This window comes from Kutzneria sp. NPDC052558 (assembly GCF_044547355.1).
Taxonomy (GTDB): domain Bacteria; phylum Actinomycetota; class Actinomycetes; order Mycobacteriales; family Pseudonocardiaceae; genus Kutzneria.
In genome coordinates, this window is sequence record NZ_JBIUAG010000043.1 from 49,616 (window position 1) to 72,602 (window position 22,987).

Here is a 22,987-nt window from a genome sequence, read left to right on the forward strand (position 1 = left end):
GTCAAGTCAGTGCCGGGCGTGGGCGTCGAGCACCTTCGCGATGGCCACGGTGATCTTCTTGGCGTACTCGATGTGCAGCGACTCGTCGGGCACGTGGGCGTTGCTGCCGGGGCCGAGCGCGCCGGTGGCGACGAACTGGGCCTCGGGGTAGATGCCGTTGAGCAGGCCCATGAACGGGATGGAGCCGCCGACGCCCAGGGTCCGCCACGGGCCGCCGAAGACCTCCTGGCTGGCGCCGTCCAGGGCCCCGCGCAGCCACGGCGCGAGCTCGGGGGCGTTCCAGCCGTCGGCGTGCTCGAGGCGGGCCAGCTCGACGTGGGCCCCGTAGGGCACGTCGGTGGTCAGGGCCTTGACGACGGCCTCCAGCGCTGCGGCGGAGTCGGCGGTCGGCGGCAGCCGGAAGCTGAGCACGAGGGTGGTGGAGGGCCGCAGCACGTTGCCGGCGTCGGCCGGCTTGGGCAGCCCGTCGGCCCCGATGATGGACAGGGTCGGGCCCCAGGTGTTGTTCAGCACCTGCTCGACCTCGTCGCCGCTGACCGGGGCGACGCCGTCGGCGAACGGGATGCCGGCGCTGGCGAAGCCGGGCGCGGTGGAGACGCTCTCCCTGATCTCGGCCTGCCGGCCGGCGGGCACCTCCACGTGCATCTCGGAGAGGGCGATGCGGCCGGTGGCCGAGTCCTCGATGCGGTCAAGCAGCTGCCGGAAGATCCGGAACGAGCTGGGCACGATGCCGCTGACCATGCCGGAGTGCTGGCCGGACTCCAGCACCTGCACGGTGGCGGTCACCTGGACCATGCCCCGCAGCGAGGTGGTCAGCCACATCCGCTCGTAGTCGGCGGCGCCGGAGTCGAGGCAGACCACCAGGGTCACCCGGCCGAGCCGGTCGGTCAGGTGCCGCACGTACGCCTCGAGGTCGGGGCTGCCGGACTCCTCGCAGGCCTCCAGCATGATCACGCAACGGCCGTGCGCGCCGCCGTTGGCCCGCAGCGCCTCGACCGCGGCGATGGCGGCGTAACCGGCGTAGCCGTCGTCGGCTGCGCCCCGCCCGAACAGCCGGCCGTCCCGGACCACGGGGGTCCACGCGTCCAGGCCGTCGGCCCAGCCGCCGACCGGCGGCTGCTTGTCGAGGTGCCCGTAGAGCAGGGCGGTGCCGGCGTCCTCGTGGCCTGGCAGGGCGGGAATGTCGACCAGCAGCAGCGGGGTGCGCTCGGGCAGCTGGACGACGTCGAGTTCGACGCCCGGGAGATCGCGGTCGGCGATCCAGGACCGCACATGCGCGACGGCCGCGGCCAGGTGCCCGTTGGCGGCCCAGTCCGGGTCGAACGCGGGCGACACGGCCGGGATCGCGATGAACTCGGAGAGGCTGGGCAGGACGGCGTCGTCCCACAGCCGGCTGACGGTGCTGAACAGTGCTGTTGACTCCACCCGGCCGATACTAGGAGGCGGAGCGGCCGATCGGTTCGGAGTGGCGGCGGCCGGTGCTGGGCGCGTGCGGCATGACCCGCACCTCGTAGGTCTCGCACTCGTGGCAGCCGGTGCACACGCACTTGCGGCGCTCCAGCGTGGCGGAGTCCGTCTGGGTGACGGCGATCGTGGTGTAGCTGTGCTCCCCCTGCTTGCATCCGCACTCGCTGATCGCCGAGATCAGCTGGGTCGGGAAGTCACGCTTGGAGAACGGGTACTCACTGCCGTCGATCTGGCGTGTGAGCTTGGTGATGATCGGCATTAGCGGCCCTTCGGCAGGTATGGCTGCGCGGGTTGACACCCCTCGCACTCGCCGGCTGCCTCCCCCAGGTCCCGACGAATCCCCCAAGATCACTATAGCGAGCCGGGCTAACACCGTGGGCACGGTGGGCGACGAGTACTGGGCCGGTGTCGCCGGGTACTGCGCCGCCGCGGCCGGTTAGCCTGGGCCGGTCAGGTGTTTTCCCAGTTCACGGTGGTGTAGGTGGTCACGCTTGGTTGACTGTGGTGTGGTGACGCTCACCAGTTCGAGTGAGCGCGTGTCAGGATGGAAGAGAGTTCCGTCAGTGTCGACGGACCACCGTTTCACCCCACCGGGTCAGCGGTGGCCGGCGACCAAGTCGCGTCCGGTCCGCCACAAGCGGCCGGCCGGCGTCGTAGACGAGGAGAAGGCGCAATGTCGTCCCCAGAACGATGGACGCGACCGCAGCCGTCGGGAGCCCCAGCCGCCACCGCGGCCAGGCCAACGGCGGAGCAGGTGATCGCGGGTTTGCGGGCCACCAGCGAAGGCGGCCCGGAGCTGGTCCAGCTGCTGACCCCCGAGGGTGAGCGCGTCGACCACCCGGACTTCCACATCGACATCACCCCCGAGGAGCTGCGCGGCCTGTACCGGGACATGGTCCTGGTCCGCCGGGCCGACCGGGAGGCGAACGCGCTGCAGCGGCAGGGCCAGCTGGGCCTGTGGGTGCCGCTGCTGGGCCAGGAGGCCGCGCAGATCGGCGCCGGCCGGGCCCTGCGGCCGACCGACATGGCCTTCCCCAGCTACCGCGAGCACGGCGTGGCCTGGTGCCGGGGCATTCACCCGAACGACATCGTGGGCATGTTCCGCGGCGTCGACCACGGCGCGTGGGATCCGGTGGCCAAGCGGTTCCACCCCTACACGATCGTGATCGGCAACCAGTGCCTCAACGCCGCCGGCTACGCCATGGGCCAGCGCTTCGACTCCCATGTCGGCGACGACAACGGCGAGGCCACCATGGTCTTCTTCGGTGACGGCGCGACCAGCCAGGGCGACGTGCACGAGGCCTTCGTGTGGGCCTCGGTCTACGACGCGCCGCTGGTGTTCTTCTGCCAGAACAACCAGTGGGCCATCTCCGAGCCGACCGAGCGGCAGAGCCGGCTCCCGCTGTACCAGCGGGCCCGCGGCTACGGCTTCCCCGGCATCCGGGTCGACGGCAACGACGTGCTGGCCACGCTCGCGGTCTCCCGCTGGGCGCTGGACGAGTGCCGGCACGGCAACGGCCCGGTGCTGATCGAGGCGTTCACGTACCGCATGGACTCGCACACCACCTCCGACGACGCCACCCGCTACCGGCTGTCCACCGAGGTGGAGGAATGGAAGCTGAAGGACCCGATCGAGCGGGTCAAGGCCCACCTGAGCCGCAACGGCTTCGCCGACCACGACTTCTTCGACGGCGTCGAGGCCGAGGCCGACGAGCTGGCCGCCGTGCTGCGTGAGCACTGCGTCACCCTGCCGGAGCCGCCGCCCGGTCGGATGTTCGACAACGTCTACGCCGAGCCCAGCCCCGTGCTGCAGGCCCAACGGGACGAGTACGAGACCTACCTCGCCGGGTTCGCCGGAGGTGAGCACTGATGGCCGCGCCGACGATGGACCGCTCGACCGACATCCCGTCGGCCGCGCCGCAGACGATCACCATGATCAAGGGCCTCAACCAGGCCCTGCGCGTCTCGATGGAGCGCGACCCCAAGGTCATCGTCATGGGTGAGGACGTCGGCAAGCTCGGCGGCGTCTTCCGTGTCACCGACGGCCTGCAGAAGGACTTCGGCGAGCAGCGCGTGCTGGACACGCCGCTGGCCGAGTCCGGCATCATCGGCACCGCCATCGGCCTGGCCATCCGCGGCTACCGGCCGGTGTGCGAGATCCAGTTCGACGGCTTCATCTTCCCCGGCTTCGACCAGATCGTCAGCCAGCTGGCCAAGCTGCACTACCGGACCCAGGGCAAGATCAAGCTGCCGATCGTGGTGCGGGTGCCCTTCGGCGGCGGCATCGGCGCGGTCGAGCACCACTCGGAGTCGCCGGAGTCGTACTTCGCGCACACCGCCGGCCTGAAGGTGGTCGCCTGCTCCAACCCGGTCGACGCGTACTGGATGCTGCGCCAGGCCATCGAGTGCGACGACCCGGTGCTGTTCTTCGAGCCCAAGCGCCGCTACCACGAGAAGGCGGAGCTGGACACGACCGTGACCCCGCAGCCGCTGTTCAGCTCGCGGGTGCTGCGCCCGGGCTCGACGGCGACCATCGCCACCTACGGCCCGATGGTGCGGACCAGCATGGACGCCGCCATCGCCGGCGCGGAGGACGGCCTCGACCTCGAGGTCATCGACCTGCGCTCGCTGTCCCCGCTCGACCTGGGCCCGGTCTACGAGTCGGTGCGGCGCACCGGCCGGCTGATCGTGGTCAGCGAGGCGCCCAGCGAGTCCTCGATCGCCGGCGAGATCGCCGCCAAGGTCCAGCAGGAGTGCTTCTACTCCCTGGAGGCGCCCGTGCTGCGGGTGACCGGATTCGACACCCCGTACCCGCCGGCCAAGTTGGAGGAGAACTTCCTGCCCGACCTGGACCGGGTGCTGGCCGCCGTCGACCGTTCACTGGCCTGGTAAGGGGATCGCGCAGTCATGCCGCAGTTTAAGCACTTTCCCCTGCCCGACGTGGGCGAGGGGCTGGTCGAGGCGGAGATCCTCACCTGGCACGTCAAGCCGGGCGACACGGTCACCGTCAACCAGATCATCGTGGAGATCGAGACCGCCAAGGCCGCGGTGGAGCTGCCCTGCCCGTTCGCGGGCGTGGTGACCGAGCTGCTGGCCGAGCCGGGCAAGACGGTCGACGTCGGCACCCCGATCATCGTGATCGACACCGATCCGAACGGGGAGGCCGCGCCGGCCAACGGCTCGGTCGAGCCGGAGCGGGTGCCCAACCTGGTCGGCTACGGCGTCAAGGCGGTCACCGCCAAGCGCCGCGCCCGGGTCGGCGCCCCGGCGGCGGTGCCGGCCTCGGCCGCCGTTTCGGCCGCGGTCGCCCCGGCCGCCATCGTCCCGACGCCGCCGGTCGTGACGGCGCCGGTGATCGCGCCCGAGCCGCAGCCGGTCGCCGGCGGCTACGTGCCGCTGGCCAAGCCGCCGGTCCGCAAGCTGGCCAAGGACCTGGGCATCGACCTGGCCGCGCTGGCCGGGAGCGGTCCCGGTGGCGTGATCACCCGTGAGGACGTTGAGCAGGCCGCGACCCCGGTCGCCGCCGCTGCTCCGGCGGTCGCCTCCCGGGGCGAGCGCCGGGTGCCGATCAAGGGCGTGCGCAAGGCGACCGCCCAGGCCATGGTCGACAGCGCCTTCACCGCCCCGCACGTCACCGAGTTCCTGACCATCGACGTCACGCCGATGATGGAGCTGCGGGCCAAGCTCAAGGACAGCCCGGAGTTCCGGGGCGTCAAGCTCACCCCGCTGGTGTTCGCGGCCAAGGCGGTCTGCCTCGCGGTGCGGCGCACCCCGGACGTCAACGCGACCTGGGACGCCGCCGCCAACGAGATCGTCTACAAGGACTACGTGCACCTCGGCATCGCGGCCGCCACGCCGCGGGGCCTGGTCGTGCCCAAGGTCCGCGACGCCGACCAGCTCTCGCTGCGGGGGCTGGCCGAGGCGTTGCAGCAGCTCACCGACACCGCTCGGGAGGGCAAGACCACGCCCGCCGACATGCTGGGCGGCACCATCACCATCACCAACGTCGGCGTGTTCGGCGTGGACACCGGCACGCCGATCATCAACCCCGGCGAGTCGGCGATCCTGGCCTTCGGCGCCATCCGCGACATGCCGTGGGTGGTCGACGGCCAGGTGGTGGCGCGCAAGGTGTGCCAGCTGGCGCTGAGCTTCGACCACCGGGTGGTCGACGGCCAGCAGGGCTCGCAGTTCCTGGCCGACGTCGGCGCGCTGCTGGCCGACCCGGCGGTCGCGATCACCTACTGAGGACACCGGCAGGGGCGGCCGTACTCCGCCCCTGCCGGCCCCGTTCAGGCCATCTCCAGGCTGAACCGCTCGCCCGCGTCGTCGATCGCCAGGATGCGCACCCGCACCGGCTGCCCGTCGCTCACGGTCTTGACCTGCGGCAGCAGGCCGTCAAAGCCGGCCACCCGCACGAACGCGCCGAACGGCAACACCTTGCTCACCGTGCCGTCGACGACGTCGCCGACCCGATGGCCGGCCAGGAATTCGTTCCAGGACATGCGTTTCTCACCTCCTCTCCGTCGCGCGAGTCCTGAGTGGACGAATGCGCGTGGAGGCGGGCCGCGGGCCCGCGAGGCGGTCACGCCGCGGCCGGGAACCCGATCCGCTGATGGCTCAAGGCCGACCCGGCAGTCACGGCGGCGAGCCTAGCCGTAAATGCGTTGACCCTCCAGTAGGTGGAGACTTCACCGTTGTGGGCGTGAACGGGGACGACGACCTGTACGGGATCGGAGAACTGGCCAGGCTGACCGGCCTGTCCGTGCGGACCATCCGCTTCTACTCCGACTCCGGTCTGCTGCCCCCGACCGAACGCACCCACGCCGGCTACCGGATGTACGACATCCAGGCGCTGACCCGGCTCCGGTTCGTTCGCACGCTGCGTGAGCTCGGCGTCGACCTGCCGACCGTGCACCGGGTGCTCTCCCTCGAGGTGGGCATCCCGGAGCTGGCCGCGGAACACGCCGCCGCGCTCGACGTCCAGATCCGGACGCTGCGGCTGCGACGATCGGTGCTGCGCGCCGTGGCCAAGCGGGGGTCGAGCCCCAAGGAGCTGGAGATGGTGCACGAACTGGCCCGCATGACCGAGGAGGAGCGGCAGGCGATCCTCGACGACTTCTGGGCCGAGGTCGACGCCGGCCTGCCCGAGTCCGACACCGCCGCCTGGATGCGCAAGGTCCGCGCCGACCTGCCCGACGACCCCACCCCCGAGCAGGTCGAGGCCTGGATCGAGTTCGTCGAGCTGGTCCGCGATCCGGGCTTTCGGGCCAAGACCCGTGCGATGGCCGTCGAGAACTTCCGGATGACCGAGCAGGGCGACGACTCCAACGTCGTGTCGCAGGCCTGGCAGACCGCCTACGAGCAGGCCCTGACCAAGGTCACCGAGGCCATGGCCGCCGGCGAGACCCCGGACTCCGCCACCGGCCGCCGCATCGTCGCCGACATGCGCGCCGCCCTCGCCACCGCCATCGGCCGCGACGACGACGCCGAGTTCGCCGCCTGGCTCGGCCGCCTCTACGAGATCTTCGCCGACGACCGCGCCGAGCGGTACTGGACCCTGCTCGGCATCATCAACAGCTGGCCCGAATACCCCAACCCCAAGCCCGCCCGCGACTGGCTCACCGCCGCCACCCGAGCCGGCGACTGACTCCGGCGTCCAGCTCCCGGACGCCCGCGACCGACCCCGGCGGGCCGGCTTCCTCCGGGATCCCGGCCCGCCGCCCTCTTTCCGGCTCTCGTCGGTCGGCACGTCCAGATCGGTGAACAGATGCTCGGAAGTGGCGCGGATCAAGCGCTACTGAGCGCGTCGGAGATGCTCTTCCAGCGGGGCTCCTCGTCCCGGCCGGCCAGGGTGATGGCTACGCCCTCGCGGCCAGCTCCTCGCTCGTCTCCTGGCCGCTTTCCCGATAACCCGTCTCGTTGCCCATCTCCCGGCCCTGACCGCCGTCACCCACCTCCCGACCAGCCGATTCTCGTTTGTCCACAGCCCCCGAGTTGTCCACATCTGGATCTTCGCCCGCCCCGCCGCCCCCACCACTGAGTAGGCTGGCAGCGGGGCCGGCCCCCAGGGTTGGGTGGGGATTTGGAGTTGGGTGGGGTTCCGGCAGAGCCTGATGTGCGCTGGTCAGACCGGGTTCCCATGGGGGTGTGGCTGGATGCGATTCGTGCTCTCGCGCTGCGGACGGCCGGTTTTGTCAGGGGTGGCTGCCAGAGTGGCCGGCATGGCGACGTGGCAGCAGTTCGAAGGGGAGGCGCCGGACCTCGCCGCCGAGGTCCGGCGGGTGCTGACGGCCCAGGTGAGCCACGTGCTCGCCACGGTCCGCCGGGACGGGTCGCCCAGGGTCAGCGGAACCGAGGTGGCGTTCGACGGGGCGGAGTTGACCATCGGCTCCATGCTCGGCGCGGTGAAGGCCCGGGATCTGCTGCGGGACGGGCGGTTCGCGCTGCACTCCTGTCCCGGTCCCGACGGCGACGCCAAGCTCGACGGGGTCGCGGTCGAGGACGCCACGGTGAGCCAGCACCACAAGTTCCGGCTCGATTTACGGCAGGCCGTGTTCACCGGTCTCGGCGACGACGGCAAGCACCTGCTGATCCAGGTGTGGCGGCCGGGCCGGGAAGTGGAGCGGATCAAGCGCTACTGAGCGCGTCGAGTTCGTGCAGAATCGTGACATGAGCGAACCGACGCCGTCCGTGCCGGTGGTCCGGCTGCCCTCCCGCCGGACGGTCGCGGGTGTGGTGTTGCTGCTGACCGGTCTGCTGGCCATCGGCGGCACCTTCGCGGCCATCTACACCATCACGATGGCGTTCCCGTTGGGGCTGACGCCGCTCACCCGCACGTTCGTGGTCACGTCGTGGGTCAGCGACTACCCGACGTACGGGTCGGTCTTCGGACCCACCAGCCACACCAACTACTTCGGCGTGCCGGCGCTCGTGGCCGGGGCGCTCGCGCTGTACGGCGCCGACCTGCTGCTGCGCCGACGCGCCGTGGCGCCCCGGCAGGTGGCGCAGGTGCGGCTGTTCGCGGTCGCCGCCACCGGCCTGATCGCCGGCTACGCCTGGCTCTCCGCCACCAACCTCCTGGACACGATCGCCAGCAGCGGCGACTCCTCCGTGTTCTCCTTCACCCCCGGCGCTGGCTTGTGGCTGTTCGTCGCCGCGGCATTGCTCGGCGCGCTGAGCTTCGTGCTGATGCTGGGCCTGGAGCCGGAAGCCCCCGGGCCCGTGCCGGCGACCGCGGTCGAGGAGGAGGTGGTCGTCTACCAGGTGGACGTGGACACGCCGCCGATGGGCTTCGAGGTGCCGGTCAACCTGCCGCCCACCGACACCTATCAGCCGCCCGAGAAGCCGCAGGCCACCTAGAACACCGACAGGCCGCTGGCCGTGGTGAACGCGTCCAGCGCCGCGACGGCCGCCACCGAGTTGCCGGCCGGGTCCAGGCCGGGACTCCAGGCGCACACCGCGCCCCGGCCCGGCATGATCGCCAGCACCCCGCCGCCGACGCCGCTCTTGCCCGGCAGCCCGACCCGGTACGCGAACTCGCCGGCCGCGTCGTAGGTGCCGCAGGTCAGCAGCACGGCGTTGATCTGCTTGGCCTCGCTGCGGGCCAACAGCCGCTGGCCGTCGGCCCGAACCCCGTGCCGGGCCAGGAACCGGCCGGCCAGGGCGAGATCCCGGCAGTCGGCTTCGATGGCGCAGTGCGCGTAGTACTGCGTCAGCACGGTGTCCACGTCGTTGTCCAGATTGCCGTGGCTGGCAATGAAATGAGCCAGCGCCGCATTGCGGTGCCCGTGCTGCGCCTCCGACGCCGCGATGCCTTCATTCGTTCCCAGACTCGGGTTTCCCGACTCGGCCCGCAGAAACTCGCGCACCGACGCCGCCGCGTCGCCGGTGAGGCTGAGCAGCCGGTCGGTCACCACGATCGCGCCGGCGTTGATGAACGGGTTGCGGGGGATGCCGTGTTCGGTTTCCAGCTGCACCAACGAGTTGAACGGATTTCCGGACGGCTCCCGCCCCACCCGCCGCCACAACGCGTCCCCGCCCTCGGCCAGCACCAGCGCCAGCGTGAACAGCTTCGAGATGCTCTGGATCGAGAACTTCGTCCCGGCGTCGCCGGCCTGGAACACCTCGCCCTCGACCGTCGCCACCGCCATCCCCATCGCATTCGGGTCCGCGCAGGCCAACGCCGGAATGTAGTCGGCGACCTTGCCACGCCCGAGATGGGTCCGAGCCGCGTCCACGGCGTCGTCGATCAGCTCCTGGTAGTTCACCCGGTCATTGTGGTGCGCGCGAATGCTGGGCGGTGACCGTCCACACTGACGCCGCGACTCATCGGCAGGCGAGGGGACCGTTTCTGACTGCTGTCCGCTGACCTGCGTGCGCCGGCATCGCCTCAGTTGCCCAGGTTGGCCTCGACGGCCTGGATCAGCGCGCCGTCGGGGTCGTAGAACAGGAAGGAGCGGGCGCCGGGCATCGGGGACCAGATGTAGTCGGTCTGAGTCTCGTAACCGGCGGCCTTGACGCGCTGAAAGAGGTCGTCGATGTCGGAGACCCTGAGCGCCAGTTCCGTGATGCCGGTCGCGCCGTAGCGCAGGTACTCGTCCGGAGTCTTGGTGGTGAGCGGGTTGGCCGCCTGTTGCAGCTCCAGCGTCGCGCCGTCGTCGTCGGTGACGACCACGATCCGGTTCGCCGCGTTCTTCGTGCCGAGAATGTCGTCGAGCGTCGACGCATCGAACCAGTCTCCGGGCTGAGTCACGTCGTACATGACATTCTTGAATCCCAGAAGGTCCTGGTAGAAGGGCAACGATCGGTCCAGGTCGCTCACCATGATGCAGATGTGATCGAAGGCCACGATTTTCCTCTGTGTGGTGCTGGTCGGGTCCATTTTTTTGGTGACGCAACTGCGATCGTAGGCTTGATGCGTGTGGCGGTCGCAAGGTCGAGGTTGGCTCGTTTGCACCTTCACGCCGACCGTCTGCACTTTTGGCTAAGCGGGGCGGCCGGGATCGAAACAGCGACGAGGCACCCGGCCTCAGTCTCGGGTGCCTCGTCGCGGTCGACGGCCGGGTCAGGGGATGTGGATCCCGGAGATGTTGCGGGAGATGACCAGGCGCTGGATCTCCGAGGTGCCCTCGAAGATGGTGAAGATCTTGGCGTCGCGGTGCATGCGCTCGACCGGGTGCTCACGGGTGTAGCCGGCGCCGCCGAGGATCTGGATGGCGCGCTCGGTGGACCAGACGGCGACCTCGCTGGCCTTGAGCTTGGACATGGAGCCCTCGCCGGCCTCGAAGGGCACGTTGTTGCGGCCCATCCAGGCGGCCCGCCAGACCAGCAGGCGGGCGGCGTCGATCTCCATGCGCATGTTGGCCAGGTCGAAGGCGATGGACTGGTTCTCGATGATCTTGCGGCCGAAGGCCTCACGGTCCTTGGCGTACTCGAGGGCGTAGTCGTAGGCGGCGCGGGCGACGCCGACGGCCATGGCTCCGACGGTGGGGCGGGTGGTCTCGAAGGTGGCCATGGCGGCCTGACCACCGGCCCGCTTGCCCTCGCGGGCCCGGGCGAGGCGGGCTTCCAGACGCTCCTTGCCGCCGAGCACGCAGCGGCCGGGCACCCGCACGTCGTCGAAGAACACGTCGGCGGTGTGCGATGCGCGCAGGCCGTGCTTCTTGATCTTGCGGGTGCTGGCGACGCCGGGGGTGCCGGGCGGCACGATGAAGCCGGCCTGGCCGCGGGCCCCGAGTGCGGGGTCGACGACGGCGGTGACGACGTGCACGTTGGCGATGCCGCCGTTGGTGGCCCATGCCTTCTGGCCGTTGATCACCCACTCGTCGGTCGCTTCGTCGTAGCGGGCCCGGGTCTTGTAGCCGGAGACGTCGGAGCCGGCCTGCGGCTCCGAGGCGCAGAAGGCCGCCACCTTGGGGTCGTTCTCGTCGCCGAAGCACTCCGGCACCCACTCGGCCAGCTGCTCCGGCTCGCCGGCGGAGAAGATGCCGGCCACCGCGAGCCCGGTGCCCATGATCGCCAGCGCGATGCCGGCGTCACCCCAGAACAGCTCCTCGGTGGCCAGCGGCAGGGACAGGCCGATCGGGTCGGCGAACCAGGTCGCCAGCGACTCGAATCCGTAGAGGCCGATCTTGGCGGCCTCCTGGATGATCGGCCACGGTGTCTCCTCGCGCTCGTCCCACTCCGGCGCCGCCGGCCGGATCACGTCCTTGGCGAAGCCGTGGACCCAGTCACGCAGGTCGCGCTGGTCCTCGTTGAGTTCGAGGGAGAAGCCGGCCATGGGGAGTTTGTCCTCTCACGCCTTGGGGATGTCGAACAGGCTCATGAAGCCGGCCGCGAAGCCCAGGTCGCCCTTGACCTTCAGCTTCCCGGTCATGAACAGCACGGGGGCGGACGCGTTGCCGGTGGCCAGCTTGAGGAACTCCAGCGGGGCCAGCGTCACGGTGGCCCGCGGCTCGTCCTCGCCGCCCTTGGTGATCGCGCACGCGCCGTCGTCGATGCGCACCTGGTACCGGTCGAAGTCGTCGCCGCCCGTCAGGCGGAAGTGCACGACGGCCCGGGTGGAGCCGGCCCGCTCGGTGCGGAAGTGCACCTCCATCCGCCGGAACACCTCGTCCAGGATCGGCCCGCGCAGCGCGGGCACGGCCATCACGGCCTCGATCTGGTCCTTCGACGCCCGCGAGATGATCCGCGCGAAGTCCTGCGGCGGCATCGCGCTGAGGTCGAACTCCGCGCCGCCGTCGGCCGCCTCGGTGAAGGAGGACAGCAGTGCCACGAACTCGTCCTTGCCGAGTTTCTTCGGGTCGATCGATGCCAACTGCTCGATGTCGGCCATAACCCCACCTCCGCGTACCTACTGACGGGTAAGCCTACTGGTTAGTAGGTACGCCGGCAAGCTAGCCTGCATCGAATGCGGACTAATGACGCGGCCGGTCGGGTCCGGGCCAAGCGGCTGCCACGCGAGGTGCGTGAGCGGCAGATCCTCGACGCCGCCGTCGAGGTCTTCTCCCAGCGCGGCTACCACGCCGCGTCGATGGACGAGATCTCCGAGGTCGCCGACATCTCCAAGCCCATGGTCTACGCCTACCTGGGCTCCAAGGAGGACCTGTTCGCCGCGTGCATCCGCCGCGAGGCCACCAGGCTCATGGAGGCCATCGCCGCCGGCGTCAGCGAGGCCGGCGACCGGCCGGACGTGCAGCTCTGGCACGGCCTGCGGGCATTCTTCGGCTTCGTCGGCGAGTACCGCGACAGCTGGCGGGTCCTGCACCGGCAGGCCAGCGCCCAGGGCGGTCCCTTCGCCCAGGAGCTGATGGACATGCGCCGCCGGGCCATCAGCCTCGTCGCCGCCCTGCTGACCAACACCGCCGACAGCGAGGCCGCCTCCCTGCACGCCGACGCCATGGCCGCCGCCCTCGTCGGCGCCGGCGAATCCCTGGCCGACTGGTGGCTCGACCATCCCGAGGAATCCGCCGGCACGGTCGCCGCCCGCCTGATGAACCTGGTGTGGATGGGCTTCGGCAACCTGGTCGACGGCCAGATGTGGCAACCGCCGAAGTAGTTGTCCACAGCCTCGCTCCGACTCCCGAGTTGTCCACAGGCCAACCCGCTTCAAGATCGACGGGACGTTTCCGCTGGTAGACTGGGCTCGGGGTCGCCCCCCTGGGAATGGGCGGGGGCTGCGGGGTCGTAGCTAGCGCGTGCCCGGTCGGCACGACAGCCAGAGGACCCAGGCGGTGCAGCTCTTCGCGAGTCCGCTTACGTCGCCGGTCGGGTGCTGGCGGTGGACGGGGGCTGGGGCGCGGCGCTGGTGCGCTGATCGACGACGCCGGCCAGGTGCGGACGGCCGGTGCGCACGTCGTGGACGGCGAACTCCCAGCCGGAGTCCGCGGCGGAGGCGCTGAAGCCGACCTTGGCCGGCAGCAGCACGGGCAGCTTGAAGCGGACGTCGACGGTGTAGGAGGACGGCAGGCGTTCGGAGAGGGCGGCCAGACACCGGGCCTTGGTCCACATGCCGTGGGCGATGGCCCGCCGGAAGCCGAACAGGCGGGCGGCCAAGGCGTTGAGGTGGATGGGATTGCGGTCGCCGGAGACGGAGGCGTAGCGGCGGCCGATGTCGCCGGGGACGGACCAGATGGCGGACGGAGCGGGGACGTCGAAGGGCGCCGAAGAGGAGCCGGTGGAATTGGAGCGGCGCAGATAAGTGCTCACGTCGGTCCACACCACGGCGGAATCGATCAGCAGCTCGCTGACAACGTCGAACTGCTGGCCCCGCTCGTGCGGCCGGAGGTCGACGGCCCGGACCTGGAGGTCGAAGCGTTCGGAGGCGAGGATCGGGCGCGAAACGGTGATGCGGTTGGCGATGTGCACCAAGCCCGGTAACGGAAAAGGGAAGCCGGGCGCGGTCATGAGCCGCATCTGCAAGGGAAAAGCCAGCACGTGGGGATAGGTGGCCGGCAGCTCGTCCCGCAGCCTGAAGCCGCAAACCCGGTTGTACGAAGCCAAATGCGGGACATCGACGGAGACATCCGAGCGGGACGGGGAGTCGGCGGGCAGCGAGGAGCCGCCGCGCCGGAAGCTGGTCAACGCGGCACGCAGGTACATCAGGCCCCCAGCAGGCTCTGGCCGCACACCCGGACGACGTTGCCGTTGACCCCGGACGAGGCCGGATTGGCGTACCAGGCAATGGTTTCCGCGACGTCGACCGGCAGCCCGCCCTGGGACATGCTGTTCATCAGCCGCCCGGCCTGCCGGATGACCAGCGGCACGGCGGCGGTCATCTTGGTCTCGATGAAGCCGGGGGCGACGGCGTTGATGGTGCTGCCCCGGCTGGCCAGCTCGGGCGCCAGCGACCGGACCATGCCGATGACGCCGGCCTTGCTGGTGGCGTAGTTGGTCTGCCCGACATTGCCGGCGATGCCGGCGATGGACGACACCCCGACGATACGGCCGTTGCGGCGCAAGGCGTCGGCGCGCAGCAGCCCGTCGTTGACCCGCAGCTGGCTGGCCAGGTTGACCGAGAGCACGGCGTCCCACTGGGCGTCGGTCATCTTGGCCAGGGTCTTGTCCCGCGTGATGCCGGCGTTGTGCACGACGATGTCCACGCCCTCGTGCCGCAGCTGGAAGTACTCGACGAGCCGGGCGGGCGCGTCCGGCGCGGTGATGTCCATCTGGAGGGCGGAACCGCCGACCCGGTTGGCCACCTCGGACAGCTCGCTGCCCTGCGCGGCGATGTCGAGGCACACGACGTGTGCGCCGTCCCGGGCGAGCACCTCGGCGATGGCGGCGCCGATGCCCCGTGACGCGCCGGTCACCAGGGCGACCCGGTCGGCGAGCGGGTGCTCCCAGTCCACCGGCTCGACGACCTCGGCGGCGCCGACCCGGATCACCTGCCCGGACACGTAGGCCGACTTGGCGCTGAGCAGGAAGCGAAGCGTCGACTCGACGTTGGGCTCGGCGCCTTCGGAGACGTACACGAGCTGGGCGGTGCCGCCGGATCGCAGTTCCTTGGCGACGGAGCGGACGAATCCCTCCAGCGCCCGCTGGGCGACGACCGCCGGCACGCTGGTCAGCTCCTCGGGCGGGGTGCCGAGCACCACGACCCGTCCGCACGGCCCGAGCTTGCGGATGACCGGGCTGAAGAAGGAATGCAGCGCCCGCAGCTGTTCGGGGCTGTCGATGCCGGTGGCGTCGAACACGAGCCCGCCGTACGGGGCGTCCCCGCCGGTGGCGTGCGCCTTGAGCACGGCGTCGAGCCGACCGGATCCGCCGGTCAGCACCGGACCCGCCAGCGCCGGCTGCCCCGGCCGGTAGCGCCGCAGCCGCGCGGGCCGGGGCAGGCCGAGTCGACTGGTGACGAACCGCCCGAAACCGGACTGGGCGAACTGGAGGTACGGATCTGACATGCGAGACGCCTCCCTACTCGCTGGTAAGTCTACTCATAAGTAGGTTATTGTCGAGGCATGACCCCGACCGTTCAGCGCGTGGCCGTGCTCGGCGGCAACCGCATCCCGTTCGCCAGGTCCAACGGTCCGTACGCCACGGCGTCCAACCAGGACATGCTGACCGCCGCGCTGGACGGCCTGGTCAGCCGGTTCGGGCTGCAAGGCGAACGGGTCGGTGAAGTGGTCGCGGGCGCGGTGCTCAAACACAGCCGCGATTTCAACCTAGCCAGGGAAGCGGTGCTCGGCAGCCGACTGTCGCCGTCGACACCTGCCTACGACCTCCAGCAGGCCTGCGGCACCGGCCTGCAGGCGATCATCGCCGCGGCCAACAAGATCGCGCTGGGGCAGATCGACTCGGCCATCGCCGGCGGCGTCGACACCACCAGCGACGCCCCGATCGGCGTGAACGAGGGCCTGCGCCAGGTGCTGCTGGAGTTCAACCGGGCCAAATCCCTCGGCGCCCGGCTGCGCGCGGCGACCAAGCTGCGCCCCACCCACGTGGTGCCGAACATCCCGCGCAACGCCGAGCCGCGCACCGGCATGTCCATGGGCGAGCACGCGGCGACCACCGCCAAGGAGTGGGGCATCACTCGCGAGGACCAGGACGAGTTGGCGGCGGCCAGCCACCGCAATCTCGCGGCCGCCTACGAGCGCGGTTTCTTCGACGACCTGGTCACGCCGTATCTCGGCCTGACCCGGGACCAGAACCTGCGCGCCGACACCAGCGTGGAGAAGCTGGCCAAGCTCAAGCCGGTCTTCGGCGACACGATGACCGCCGGCAACTCCACCCCGCTCACCGACGGCGCCTCAGTGGTGCTGCTGGCCAGCGAGGAATGGGCCAAGCGGCGCCGGATCCCGGTGCTGGCCTACCTGAGCTGGACCGAGACCGGTGCGGTCGACTACGTGCACGGCGAGGACGGCCTGCTCACCGCCCCGGTCCACGCGGTGCCGCGGATGCTGGAGCGCGCCGGCCTCACGCTGGCGGACTTCGACTTCTACGAGATCCACGAGGCGTTCGCCTCCCAGGTCCTGGCCACGCTCGCGGCCTGGCACAAGCACGGCCTCGGCGAGATCGACCGCGACAAGCTCAACGTCAACGGCTCCTCGCTCGCGGCCGGGCACCCGTTCGCCGCGACCGGCGGCCGAATCGTCGCCACGCTGGCGAAACTGCTGAACGAGCGCGGTTCCGGTCGCGGTCTGGTCTCGATCTGCGCCGCCGGTGGCCAAGGCGTGACGGCGATCCTGGAGAAGCCCTAGCTTCTTGGCCCGTGACCGAGGGCGACGAGGACGAGAGAGAAGTCGGCGGCGAGGTCGACCTGGGGCGCGTGCTCGCGCTCTCGGACGGCGTGTTCGCCATCGCGCTGACCTTGCTGGTCCTGGACATCAGGATCCCCGACGAGGTCCACGGCGAGGAATTCCTCCGCGCGATGGCCGGCCTGGAGCCGGCCATCGCCGGCTACCTGATCAGCTATCTGGTGATCGGCGTGCTGTGGCTGGCCCACCATCGGCTGTTTCGCGAGCTACGAGTGCGGCGCTCGCGCGTCATGTCGCTGAACATGCTGCTGCTGGCCCTGGTCGCGCTGCTGCCGTTCCCGTCGTCGCTGCTGGCCAAGCACGGTGACGAGGCGCTGTCCTACGCGATCTACGCCGGCAACGTGATCGCGGTCTTCGCGGTCCAATCGCTGATCATCTTCGTGTCCCAACACTACGGCGACATCACGCCGAAGCCCGGCCGCTTCCCGCGCTTCGGCTGGTACCTACAGCCGATCGGGGCCAGCGTCGTGTTCGTGGTGTGGGCCGTCGTCGCCATCACCGGGCATCCCGGCCAGGCCAACTACGCCTGGTGGCTGCTGGTGCCGATCGTGCTGGTCACCCGGCGGCTAAACCAATCTAAGCAAGTATTGACTCAGAGCTAGACAACGTTAGAGAAGCCCAGACGGAACCGCAGCCGGCACACCACGGCCGAGGTGTCGCGGCCGATGCAGCGCGCCACCACCGCGCCGCGGCGGTTGCGCAGCAAGCGCTCCCACAGCGCCGCCGGCTCGATCTCGCCGATCAGCACCACCACGCGCTCGTCCGCCAGCGAGTTCACGTAGCGGGCGACCGGCGGCCCGAGCACCCGGTGCCGGGAGTCCAGCAGCACCAACGGAACCTCCGGCCGCCACTCCTGCCAGTCGGCCTGGAACCGCCGGGCCCGCTCCTGCTCGTCGTCGAACGTCACGTGCACGGCCACCACCCGGTCGCCCATCGACAGCGCGGTCGACAGGCACTCCGCGGTCAGCTTGGTGATCGCCACCACCGGCACCACGACCACCGAGGACGTGCCGCGGGGCCGCCGCGGCAGGGTGCCGACGCCGATGTCCCGGCCGATCCGGTCGTAGGCCCGCCGCACGATGCTGAACAGCATCACGAAGATCGGGATCACCAGCACGACCAGCCACGCGCCCTCGACGAACTTGGACGCGGTGACGTCGATCAGCGCGGCGATGGTCAGCACCGCGCCGAACCCGTTGAGCGCGGCCTTGGGCAGCCAGCCCCGCCCCCGCTCGGCCCGCCAGTGCCGGACCATGCCGACCTGGGCCAGCGCGAAGCCGACAAAAACGCCGATCGCGAACAGCGGCACCAGCACGTCGACCCGGCCCTCGGCGCCGATCAGCAGCGCACCGGACAGCACGGCCAGCACCAGCACGCCGTGCCGGTGCACGAGCCGATCGGCCCGCAGCCCGAACACGTGCGGCAGGTAGTCGTCGCGCGCCAGCTTCGCGGCCAGCACCGGCAGCCCGCCGAACGAGGTGTTCGCGGCCAACGCCAACAGCAGCACCGTGGCCAGCTGGATCACCACGTACAGCCAGCCCTCGCCGATCGAGCCCTCGGTGACCAGCGACAGGATCGTGCGCCCCTCGACCGGATGCACGTCGAACCGCTGGATCAGCACGGCCAGCCCGATCAGCAGCACGCCGAGCACCAGGCCCAGCCCCGCCTCCGCGCGCCGGGCCCGCTGTCGCCGCGGCGTCCGGAACGACGGTGTGGCGTTGGCGATGGCCTCGACCCCGGTCAGCGCCGAGCAGCCGTTGCCGAACGCGGCCAGCACCAGCAGCACCCCCACGCCGCCGACGGTCGTCGGCTGCGACACGGGCACGGTGACCTCCGGCCGGAACAGCCCGACCACGATCACCACCAACACCGAGGCGACGAACACCGCCGCCGGCAGGGCGAAGGCCTTGGCGCCCACCACGATGCCGCGCAGGTTCACGCCGGTGACGATCACCAGCACCAGCACGCACAGCTCGGTGGTCCACGGCAGCAGCGCCGGGAAGGCCGAGGTCAGCGCGGCCACGCCGGCGGCCACTGAGACGGCCACGTTGAGCACGTAGTCGACCACCAGCGACGCGCCCGCGACCAGGCCGGCACGGCGCCCCAGGTACCGGGTGGCCACCGTGTACGCGCCGCCGCCGTCCGGGAACGCCTGGATCACCTGGCGGTAGCAGGCGATCAGCACGCCCAGCAGTACGACGATCGCCAGCGTCACCGGCAACGTCCACCCCAGGCCGGCGGAACCGGCCGCGGCCAGCACCAGCACGATCGCCTCCGGCCCGTAGGCCACCGACGCGATGGCGTCCAGGCCGAGTCCGGCCATGCCGGTGATCGCGGTCAGGCGGTGCTTCTGGTCGTCCCCGCCGGATAAGCGGGTCGGCCGGGTCGCGGTTGTCGTCACGCCCGCACTGTGCGACCGCGTTCGACCGCCGTGCACCCCCATTGACGGCTTCCTAACGTGTGAGTTTGGCGCGCTGACCTGCCGCGAATTGTGGCAGCAGCTCCCTGATCACCTCCTCGTCCCCGGTCATTGACACGCACGCGAGATAGCGGCCGGCCGCCATCCAGCACACCCCCAACTTGCCGCCCGAACCGTCTCGGTCGGTGAGGAAGGCCCGATACGGGTCGAGCCCCTCGATGCGCAGGGTGGACGGCGCGAGCGCCCGCAGGATGGCCAGCGGGCCCTCCTCGTTGCCCAGCTCCACCAGCATCACGTGGGCGTTCGCGGCCGCCGACGCGAAGCTGCGGAAATGGCCGCCGAGCAGGCCGTGGCTGCGGAAGGTCAGCGCCTGGTCGCCGTGGCGGTCCCAGGCCGCGGCCGGCATGGACACCAGCCGGTAGTTGCGGTCCACCGCGGACTCCCGGCTCATCGCGAAGCCGGCGGGCGTCTCGCTGAGCACCAGCTCGGCCCGTTCCTGGTCGCGTTCCCCCGGTTCGTCGCCCAGCAGTGCGACGAACGCGCGCAGGTCGGCGCCGCCGTTCTCGATGGCGTCCATCATCGCGCGCAGCGCGGCCAGCTCCTGGCGCAGCGCCTGCCGGCCGGCCTCGGTGATCGAGATCCAGGTCCGCGGCTTGCGCTCCTCGATCACCTTGTCCAGGTCCACCAGGCGCGCGTCCTCGAGCACCCGCAGGTGTCGGCTCAGCCCGCTGTCGGGCTGGCCGAGCAGATCGCGCAGCACGGTGAACGCCAGCCGCGGCTCGGTGCTGAGCGCGGTCAGAATGCCCAGCCGAACCCGCTGGTGGACCACGTCGTCCAGCAGCTGCGCGGGATGCGCGTCCATCGTGCTCCCTCGACTTGTCACCTTGACCGCACTTATCAAAGCGCAAGTACTGTGCGGTCCGCAACCGCTAGGAGAGTCTTCCGGTGTATTGAGCCAGCGCTAGACATGCCGATACCGTCCGATGATGGATCCGGTGCGCAACCCGTTCGCCCCCGGCGCCGGGCAACGACCGCCCGAGCTGGCCGGTCGGGACCGCGAGCTCGCCGCGTTCGACGTGGTGCTGGAACGGGTCGCCCGCGGCCGGCCGGAGCGCAGCCTCGTGCTCACCGGCCTGCGCGGCGTCGGCAAGACCGTGCTGCTCGGCGAGCTGCGCTCGATGGCCGTCAAGCGCGGGTGGGGCGCCGGCAAGATCGAGGCCCGGCCCGACGCCGAGCTGCGCCGGCCACTGTCGGCCGCGCTGCACCGGGCCATCCGCGACCTGGCCGTGCGGCACCGCGACCCCGAACGGGTGGAGTCGGTGCTGGCCGTGCTCAAGGCGTTCGCGCTGCGGGCCAACCCGGACGGCGCCAAGCTGCGCGAACGCTGGCAGCCCGGCATCGACGTGCCGGCGGCGCAGGGCCGGGCCGACTCCGGTGACATCGAGATCGACCTGGTCGAGCTGTTCACCGATGTCGCCGAGCTGGCCCAGGACGTCGGCACCGGCGTCGCGCTGCTGATCGACGAGATGCAGGACGTGCAGCCCGACGACATCTCGGCGCTGTGCGCCGCCTGCCACGAGCTGTCCCAGTCCGGCGCGCCGCTGGTGGTGGTCGGGGCCGGCCTGCCGCACCTGCCCGCGCTGCTGTCGGCCAGCAAGTCCTACTCCGAGCGGCTGTTCCGGTACGTGCTGATCGGCCAGCTCGACCGCGAGGACGCCGACCGCGCGGTGCTCGCGCCGGTGGCGCGTGAGGGTGCGGAGATCAGCCCGCACGCGCTGGACGCGCTGTTCGACGCCTCCAGCGGCTACCCGTACTTCGTGCAGGCGTACGCCAAGGCGGCGTGGGACGCGGCGCCGGCCGACCCGATCACCCGGGAGGACGTGGCGATGGCCGCGCCCGAGGCCGAGACCGAGCTGGCGGTCGGCTTCTTCGGCTCACGGTACGAGCGCGCGACCCCGGCCGAGCGCGAGTACCTGCGGGCGATGGCCGACCTGACCGAGGGCCGCGACGAGGCCGTCGGCACCACGGATGTGGCCGTCTACCTGGGCAAGAAGCCCTCTTCGCTGTCGCCGGCCCGGGACAACCTGATCAAGAAGGGCCTCGTCTACTCGGCCGAGCGCGGCCGCATCGCGTTCACGGTGCCGCACTTCGGGCGGTTCCTGCTCGGGCGGGAGGAGTAGCTCGTTCGGCCCACGGCCACACCCTTCCGGATGAACATGGGGTGACCCTGGGGTAGCGGCCGACGATTCGTCGGCAAGTGCCGCACATCACCGGACAAAGTGGTGGTCTGGTTGGCCTTGTGGGTGCATACTGGTACTACCGCACCAGAAGCGAGACCTTGAGAGGGATGCAGACCCCATGAACTTCGCCGCGAAGATCCGCGCCCGCCGTGCCGAGGCCCGTACTCGCAAGGCTGTGAGCAAGGCGATCGACGCTGCTGCCACGCCCGCCATGCGCCACGAGCTGATGATGCTCGCCCAGTCGCAGATGCAGGGCCTGCGCTGACCACTTGCCTCCTGACCAGCTAACACAGCCCGACCGGCTCACGCAGCCGCGCCCGATTCGACCCGGGCGTGCCCTCCCAGCTGCGAGCCAACGCCGGTGGGTGCGGGATGCGGTGTCCTTTTCCTCCCGGGCCCGCACCCACCGGCATCACGTCCCGATGCGACTCCTCCGCACCGGGCCCCGACGGTTCACTCGAAAGTGACTCAGGTCACACCTCCGGGTCGCTGTAACGCGCTCCGTGACGGCAGCGATGAGCCGAATGACCCCGCAGTGCTGTCGGACCCCCGACCTGGCAGCACTGCGGGGTTTCCCATACTCGGCGCGTGACTGTCGAGACGCGCTCTTTCCGCCGGTCGGCCGCCCGCGCCGCCACCGAGGTGTTCGCCCCCGCGGTGGTCGTGGTGGCCGTGTCGTTCGCGGTCGGCCTGCACGCCGGCGACACCCTCGGCGCCGGCCTGCTCTGGGGATTGCTGGCCGCGCTGTTCTCCAGCGTCATCCCGTTCGGCGCGATCCTGCTCGGGGTGCGCCGCGGCCGGCTGACCGATCACCACGTGGGGAAGCGGGAACAACGCCGCATTCCGCTGCTGATCGCGCTGGCCTCCGTCCTCGTCGGCCTGGCGGTGCTCGCGGTCGCCGGCGCGCCGCGGGAGATGCTCGCCCTCGTCACGGCCATGTTCGTCTCGCTCGCGGTCACGCTCGTGATCACGCACTGGTGGAAGGTCTCCGCGCACGCGGCGGTCGCCAGTGGCGCCGCGGCCATCGTCGCGCTGACGTATGGGCCCGCGTTGCTCGTGTCGTACGTGGCGGTCGCGATCGTCGGTTGGTCGCGGGTAGTGCTGCGTGACCACACCGTGGCCCAAGTTCTTGTCGGCGCCGTTCTCGGGCTGCTTGTCGGCGGATCGGTGTTCCTAGTGCTGCGATGAGCCGGTGTGACGCCGGTCATAGTGATCGTCTTCGAGGCCGTTTTCCCGCATCTGGCGACGCCACGCACACGACTCTGACCTGCGGTGATGGATCTTGGGTGACGGCGTCAGGGGGCCGATTTGGAAGCGTGTTGGATCGGCTGCTAATGTTCTCCACGTACCGCAGGGCAGGACGGAAACGGACGCCAGCGGGTCACCGACAAAGCCACTGAGAAAGTCTGGTAGAGTCAGTGACACCCGGGACGAACCCCAGCAAATCGGCAAGAACAAGCCGGTTTGACAGGGAGAATCCGGACCGGATAAGCTTCGAACACAAGCGAAACAGAAACACCAAGGCCCCTGAACGCGGCTTGAAAGAGCCAAGTGACGGTGTGCGTGTGTTCTTTGAGAACTCAACAGCGTACTGTAATAGCCAGTAC

Annotated in this window: 23 protein-coding genes; 12 read left to right on the forward strand and 11 right to left on the reverse strand. The window is 70.5% G+C overall.

The annotated features are described in order from the left end of the window. Positions 1-6 precede the first annotated feature (6 nt). Both ACIG5F_RS44050 and ACIG5F_RS44055 read right to left on the reverse strand, forming a co-directional pair. The gene (locus ACIG5F_RS44050; protein WP_396526233.1) at positions 7-1,434 is read right to left on the reverse strand and encodes a M20/M25/M40 family metallo-hydrolase; all 1,428 of its coding nucleotides are present in this window, start codon (positions 1,432-1,434) and stop codon (positions 7-9) included. A gap of 1 nt (position 1,435) precedes the next feature. Further along, positions 1,436-1,726, reverse strand: a complete 291-nt coding sequence (locus ACIG5F_RS44055) for a hypothetical protein (RefSeq protein WP_396526206.1) — start codon at positions 1,724-1,726, stop codon at positions 1,436-1,438. Positions 1,727-2,140: 414 nt separating this feature from the next. Here ACIG5F_RS44055 and pdhA point away from each other — a divergent pair, with 414 nt between their 5' ends. From pdhA to ACIG5F_RS44070, 3 genes are read left to right on the forward strand one after another with little or no spacing between them, the layout of a single operon-like run. Next, positions 2,141-3,337 (forward strand): pyruvate dehydrogenase (acetyl-transferring) E1 component subunit alpha, encoded by a 1,197-nt coding sequence (gene pdhA, locus ACIG5F_RS44060; RefSeq protein ID WP_396526207.1) that lies wholly within the window; start codon positions 2,141-2,143, stop codon positions 3,335-3,337. Further along, positions 3,337-4,359, forward strand: a complete 1,023-nt coding sequence (locus ACIG5F_RS44065) for an alpha-ketoacid dehydrogenase subunit beta (RefSeq protein ID WP_396526208.1) — start codon at positions 3,337-3,339, stop codon at positions 4,357-4,359. Before pdhA ends, ACIG5F_RS44065 begins: the two co-directional genes overlap by 1 nt. 15 nt (positions 4,360-4,374) lie before the next feature. Next, entirely contained in the window at positions 4,375-5,712 is a 1,338-nt protein-coding gene (locus tag ACIG5F_RS44070) for a dihydrolipoamide acetyltransferase family protein (RefSeq protein WP_396526209.1), read from the forward strand. A 44-nt stretch (positions 5,713-5,756) separates the two neighbouring features. Here the strand turns inward: ACIG5F_RS44070 and ACIG5F_RS44075 are convergent, their stop codons facing one another. Next, a complete protein-coding gene (locus tag ACIG5F_RS44075) occupies positions 5,757-5,969 on the reverse strand; it encodes a S1 RNA-binding domain-containing protein (protein ID WP_396526210.1) in 213 nt (70 codons plus the stop codon). A gap of 200 nt (positions 5,970-6,169) precedes the next feature. Here ACIG5F_RS44075 and ACIG5F_RS44080 point away from each other — a divergent pair, with 200 nt between their 5' ends. From ACIG5F_RS44080 to ACIG5F_RS44090, 3 genes are all read left to right on the forward strand, one after another. Beyond that, a complete protein-coding gene (locus ACIG5F_RS44080) occupies positions 6,170-7,114 on the forward strand; it encodes a MerR family transcriptional regulator (protein WP_396526211.1) in 945 nt (314 codons plus the stop codon). Positions 7,115-7,688: 574 nt separating this feature from the next. Further along, positions 7,689-8,108 carry a pyridoxamine 5'-phosphate oxidase family protein gene (locus ACIG5F_RS44085; protein ID WP_396526212.1) on the forward strand — a complete coding sequence of 140 codons (420 nt, stop codon included), beginning with the start codon at positions 7,689-7,691 and terminating at the stop codon, positions 8,106-8,108. A gap of 28 nt (positions 8,109-8,136) precedes the next feature. After that, positions 8,137-8,826, forward strand: a complete 690-nt coding sequence (locus ACIG5F_RS44090; protein ID WP_396526213.1) for a hypothetical protein — start codon at positions 8,137-8,139, stop codon at positions 8,824-8,826. Here the strand turns inward: ACIG5F_RS44090 and ACIG5F_RS44095 are convergent. From ACIG5F_RS44095 to ACIG5F_RS44110, 4 genes are all read right to left on the reverse strand, one after another. Next, the gene (locus ACIG5F_RS44095; protein WP_396526214.1) at positions 8,823-9,734 is read right to left on the reverse strand and encodes a glutaminase; all 912 of its coding nucleotides are present in this window, start codon (positions 9,732-9,734) and stop codon (positions 8,823-8,825) included. The genes ACIG5F_RS44090 and ACIG5F_RS44095 overlap by 4 nt on opposite strands. 122 nt (positions 9,735-9,856) lie before the next feature. Next, positions 9,857-10,429, reverse strand: coding sequence for a VOC family protein (locus ACIG5F_RS44100; RefSeq protein WP_396526215.1), 573 nt, complete (start codon positions 10,427-10,429; stop codon positions 9,857-9,859). 102 nt (positions 10,430-10,531) lie between these two features. Next, positions 10,532-11,746, reverse strand: coding sequence for an acyl-CoA dehydrogenase family protein (locus ACIG5F_RS44105; RefSeq protein ID WP_396526216.1), 1,215 nt, complete (start codon positions 11,744-11,746; stop codon positions 10,532-10,534). A gap of 15 nt (positions 11,747-11,761) precedes the next feature. Next, positions 11,762-12,301: an SCP2 sterol-binding domain-containing protein gene (locus ACIG5F_RS44110; protein WP_396526217.1), complete on the reverse strand. Its 540-nt coding sequence runs from the start codon at positions 12,299-12,301 to the stop codon at positions 11,762-11,764. Between the two features lie 75 nt (positions 12,302-12,376). On the opposite strand from ACIG5F_RS44110, the gene ACIG5F_RS44115 reads away from it, so the two are divergent. Next, on the forward strand, positions 12,377-13,024 hold the full coding sequence (locus ACIG5F_RS44115) for a TetR/AcrR family transcriptional regulator (protein WP_396526218.1): 648 nt from the start codon (positions 12,377-12,379) through the stop codon (positions 13,022-13,024). Positions 13,025-13,221: 197 nt separating this feature from the next. On the opposite strand, the gene ACIG5F_RS44120 is transcribed toward ACIG5F_RS44115, so the two are convergent. Continuing rightward, positions 13,222-14,067, reverse strand: coding sequence for a MaoC family dehydratase (locus ACIG5F_RS44120; protein ID WP_396526219.1), 846 nt, complete (start codon positions 14,065-14,067; stop codon positions 13,222-13,224). Next, positions 14,067-15,368, reverse strand: a complete 1,302-nt coding sequence (locus ACIG5F_RS44125; RefSeq protein WP_396526220.1) for a 3-oxoacyl-ACP reductase — start codon at positions 15,366-15,368, stop codon at positions 14,067-14,069. Before ACIG5F_RS44125 ends, ACIG5F_RS44120 begins: the two co-directional genes overlap by 1 nt. A 57-nt stretch (positions 15,369-15,425) precedes the next feature. Between ACIG5F_RS44125 and ACIG5F_RS44130 the strand changes: the two genes are divergently transcribed. After that, positions 15,426-16,664, forward strand: a complete 1,239-nt coding sequence (locus ACIG5F_RS44130) for an acetyl-CoA C-acetyltransferase (protein WP_396526221.1) — start codon at positions 15,426-15,428, stop codon at positions 16,662-16,664. Positions 16,665-16,675: 11 nt separating this feature from the next. Next, the gene (locus ACIG5F_RS44135; protein WP_396526222.1) at positions 16,676-17,323 is read left to right on the forward strand and encodes a TMEM175 family protein; all 648 of its coding nucleotides are present in this window, start codon (positions 16,676-16,678) and stop codon (positions 17,321-17,323) included. Here ACIG5F_RS44135 and ACIG5F_RS44140 read toward each other — a convergent pair. Further along, complete coding sequence (locus ACIG5F_RS44140) at positions 17,320-19,122, reverse strand: APC family permease (RefSeq protein WP_396526223.1); 1,803 nt, start codon at positions 19,120-19,122, stop codon at positions 17,320-17,322. The two genes, ACIG5F_RS44135 and ACIG5F_RS44140, sit on opposite strands and share 4 nt — an antisense overlap. A gap of 52 nt (positions 19,123-19,174) precedes the next feature. Continuing rightward, on the reverse strand, positions 19,175-20,002 hold the full coding sequence (locus ACIG5F_RS44145; RefSeq protein ID WP_396526224.1) for a transcriptional regulator: 828 nt from the start codon (positions 20,000-20,002) through the stop codon (positions 19,175-19,177). Between the two features lie 124 nt (positions 20,003-20,126). Between ACIG5F_RS44145 and ACIG5F_RS44150 the strand changes: the two genes are divergently transcribed. From ACIG5F_RS44150 to ACIG5F_RS44160, 3 genes are all read left to right on the forward strand, one after another. Then, positions 20,127-21,320 (forward strand): AAA family ATPase, encoded by a 1,194-nt coding sequence (locus tag ACIG5F_RS44150; protein ID WP_396526225.1) that lies wholly within the window; start codon positions 20,127-20,129, stop codon positions 21,318-21,320. 178 nt (positions 21,321-21,498) lie between these two features. After that, the gene (locus ACIG5F_RS44155) at positions 21,499-21,645 is read left to right on the forward strand and encodes a hypothetical protein (protein WP_396526226.1); all 147 of its coding nucleotides are present in this window, start codon (positions 21,499-21,501) and stop codon (positions 21,643-21,645) included. A 323-nt stretch (positions 21,646-21,968) separates the two neighbouring features. Beyond that, a complete protein-coding gene (locus ACIG5F_RS44160) occupies positions 21,969-22,568 on the forward strand; it encodes a hypothetical protein (RefSeq protein ID WP_396526227.1) in 600 nt (199 codons plus the stop codon). Positions 22,569-22,987 lie beyond the last annotated feature (419 nt).

What these genes read in the sequence shown, in the direction of transcription:
- ACIG5F_RS44055 (WP_396526206.1), bottom strand. Translation starts at nt 1,726, where the DNA reads ATGCCGATCATCACCAAGCTCACACGCCAGATCGACGGCAGTGAGTAC.
- pdhA (WP_396526207.1), top strand. Translation starts at nt 2,141, where the DNA reads ATGTCGTCCCCAGAACGATGGACGCGACCGCAGCCGTCGGGAGCCCCA.
- ACIG5F_RS44105 (WP_396526216.1), bottom strand. Translation starts at nt 11,746, where the DNA reads ATGGCCGGCTTCTCCCTCGAACTCAACGAGGACCAGCGCGACCTGCGT.
- ACIG5F_RS44070 (WP_396526209.1), top strand. Translation starts at nt 4,375, where the DNA reads ATGCCGCAGTTTAAGCACTTTCCCCTGCCCGACGTGGGCGAGGGGCTG.
- ACIG5F_RS44065 (WP_396526208.1), top strand. Translation starts at nt 3,337, where the DNA reads ATGGCCGCGCCGACGATGGACCGCTCGACCGACATCCCGTCGGCCGCG.
- ACIG5F_RS44125 (WP_396526220.1), bottom strand. Translation starts at nt 15,368, where the DNA reads ATGTCAGATCCGTACCTCCAGTTCGCCCAGTCCGGTTTCGGGCGGTTC.
- ACIG5F_RS44115 (WP_396526218.1), top strand. Translation starts at nt 12,377, where the DNA reads ATGCGGACTAATGACGCGGCCGGTCGGGTCCGGGCCAAGCGGCTGCCA.
- ACIG5F_RS44155 (WP_396526226.1), top strand. Translation starts at nt 21,499, where the DNA reads ATGAACTTCGCCGCGAAGATCCGCGCCCGCCGTGCCGAGGCCCGTACT.
- ACIG5F_RS44075 (WP_396526210.1), bottom strand. Translation starts at nt 5,969, where the DNA reads ATGTCCTGGAACGAATTCCTGGCCGGCCATCGGGTCGGCGACGTCGTC.
- ACIG5F_RS44110 (WP_396526217.1), bottom strand. Translation starts at nt 12,301, where the DNA reads ATGGCCGACATCGAGCAGTTGGCATCGATCGACCCGAAGAAACTCGGC.
- ACIG5F_RS44120 (WP_396526219.1), bottom strand. Translation starts at nt 14,067, where the DNA reads ATGTACCTGCGTGCCGCGTTGACCAGCTTCCGGCGCGGCGGCTCCTCG.
- ACIG5F_RS44130 (WP_396526221.1), top strand. Translation starts at nt 15,426, where the DNA reads ATGACCCCGACCGTTCAGCGCGTGGCCGTGCTCGGCGGCAACCGCATC.
- ACIG5F_RS44090 (WP_396526213.1), top strand. Translation starts at nt 8,137, where the DNA reads ATGAGCGAACCGACGCCGTCCGTGCCGGTGGTCCGGCTGCCCTCCCGC.
- ACIG5F_RS44150 (WP_396526225.1), top strand. Translation starts at nt 20,127, where the DNA reads ATGGATCCGGTGCGCAACCCGTTCGCCCCCGGCGCCGGGCAACGACCG.
- ACIG5F_RS44085 (WP_396526212.1), top strand. Translation starts at nt 7,689, where the DNA reads ATGGCGACGTGGCAGCAGTTCGAAGGGGAGGCGCCGGACCTCGCCGCC.
- ACIG5F_RS44145 (WP_396526224.1), bottom strand. Translation starts at nt 20,002, where the DNA reads ATGGACGCGCATCCCGCGCAGCTGCTGGACGACGTGGTCCACCAGCGG.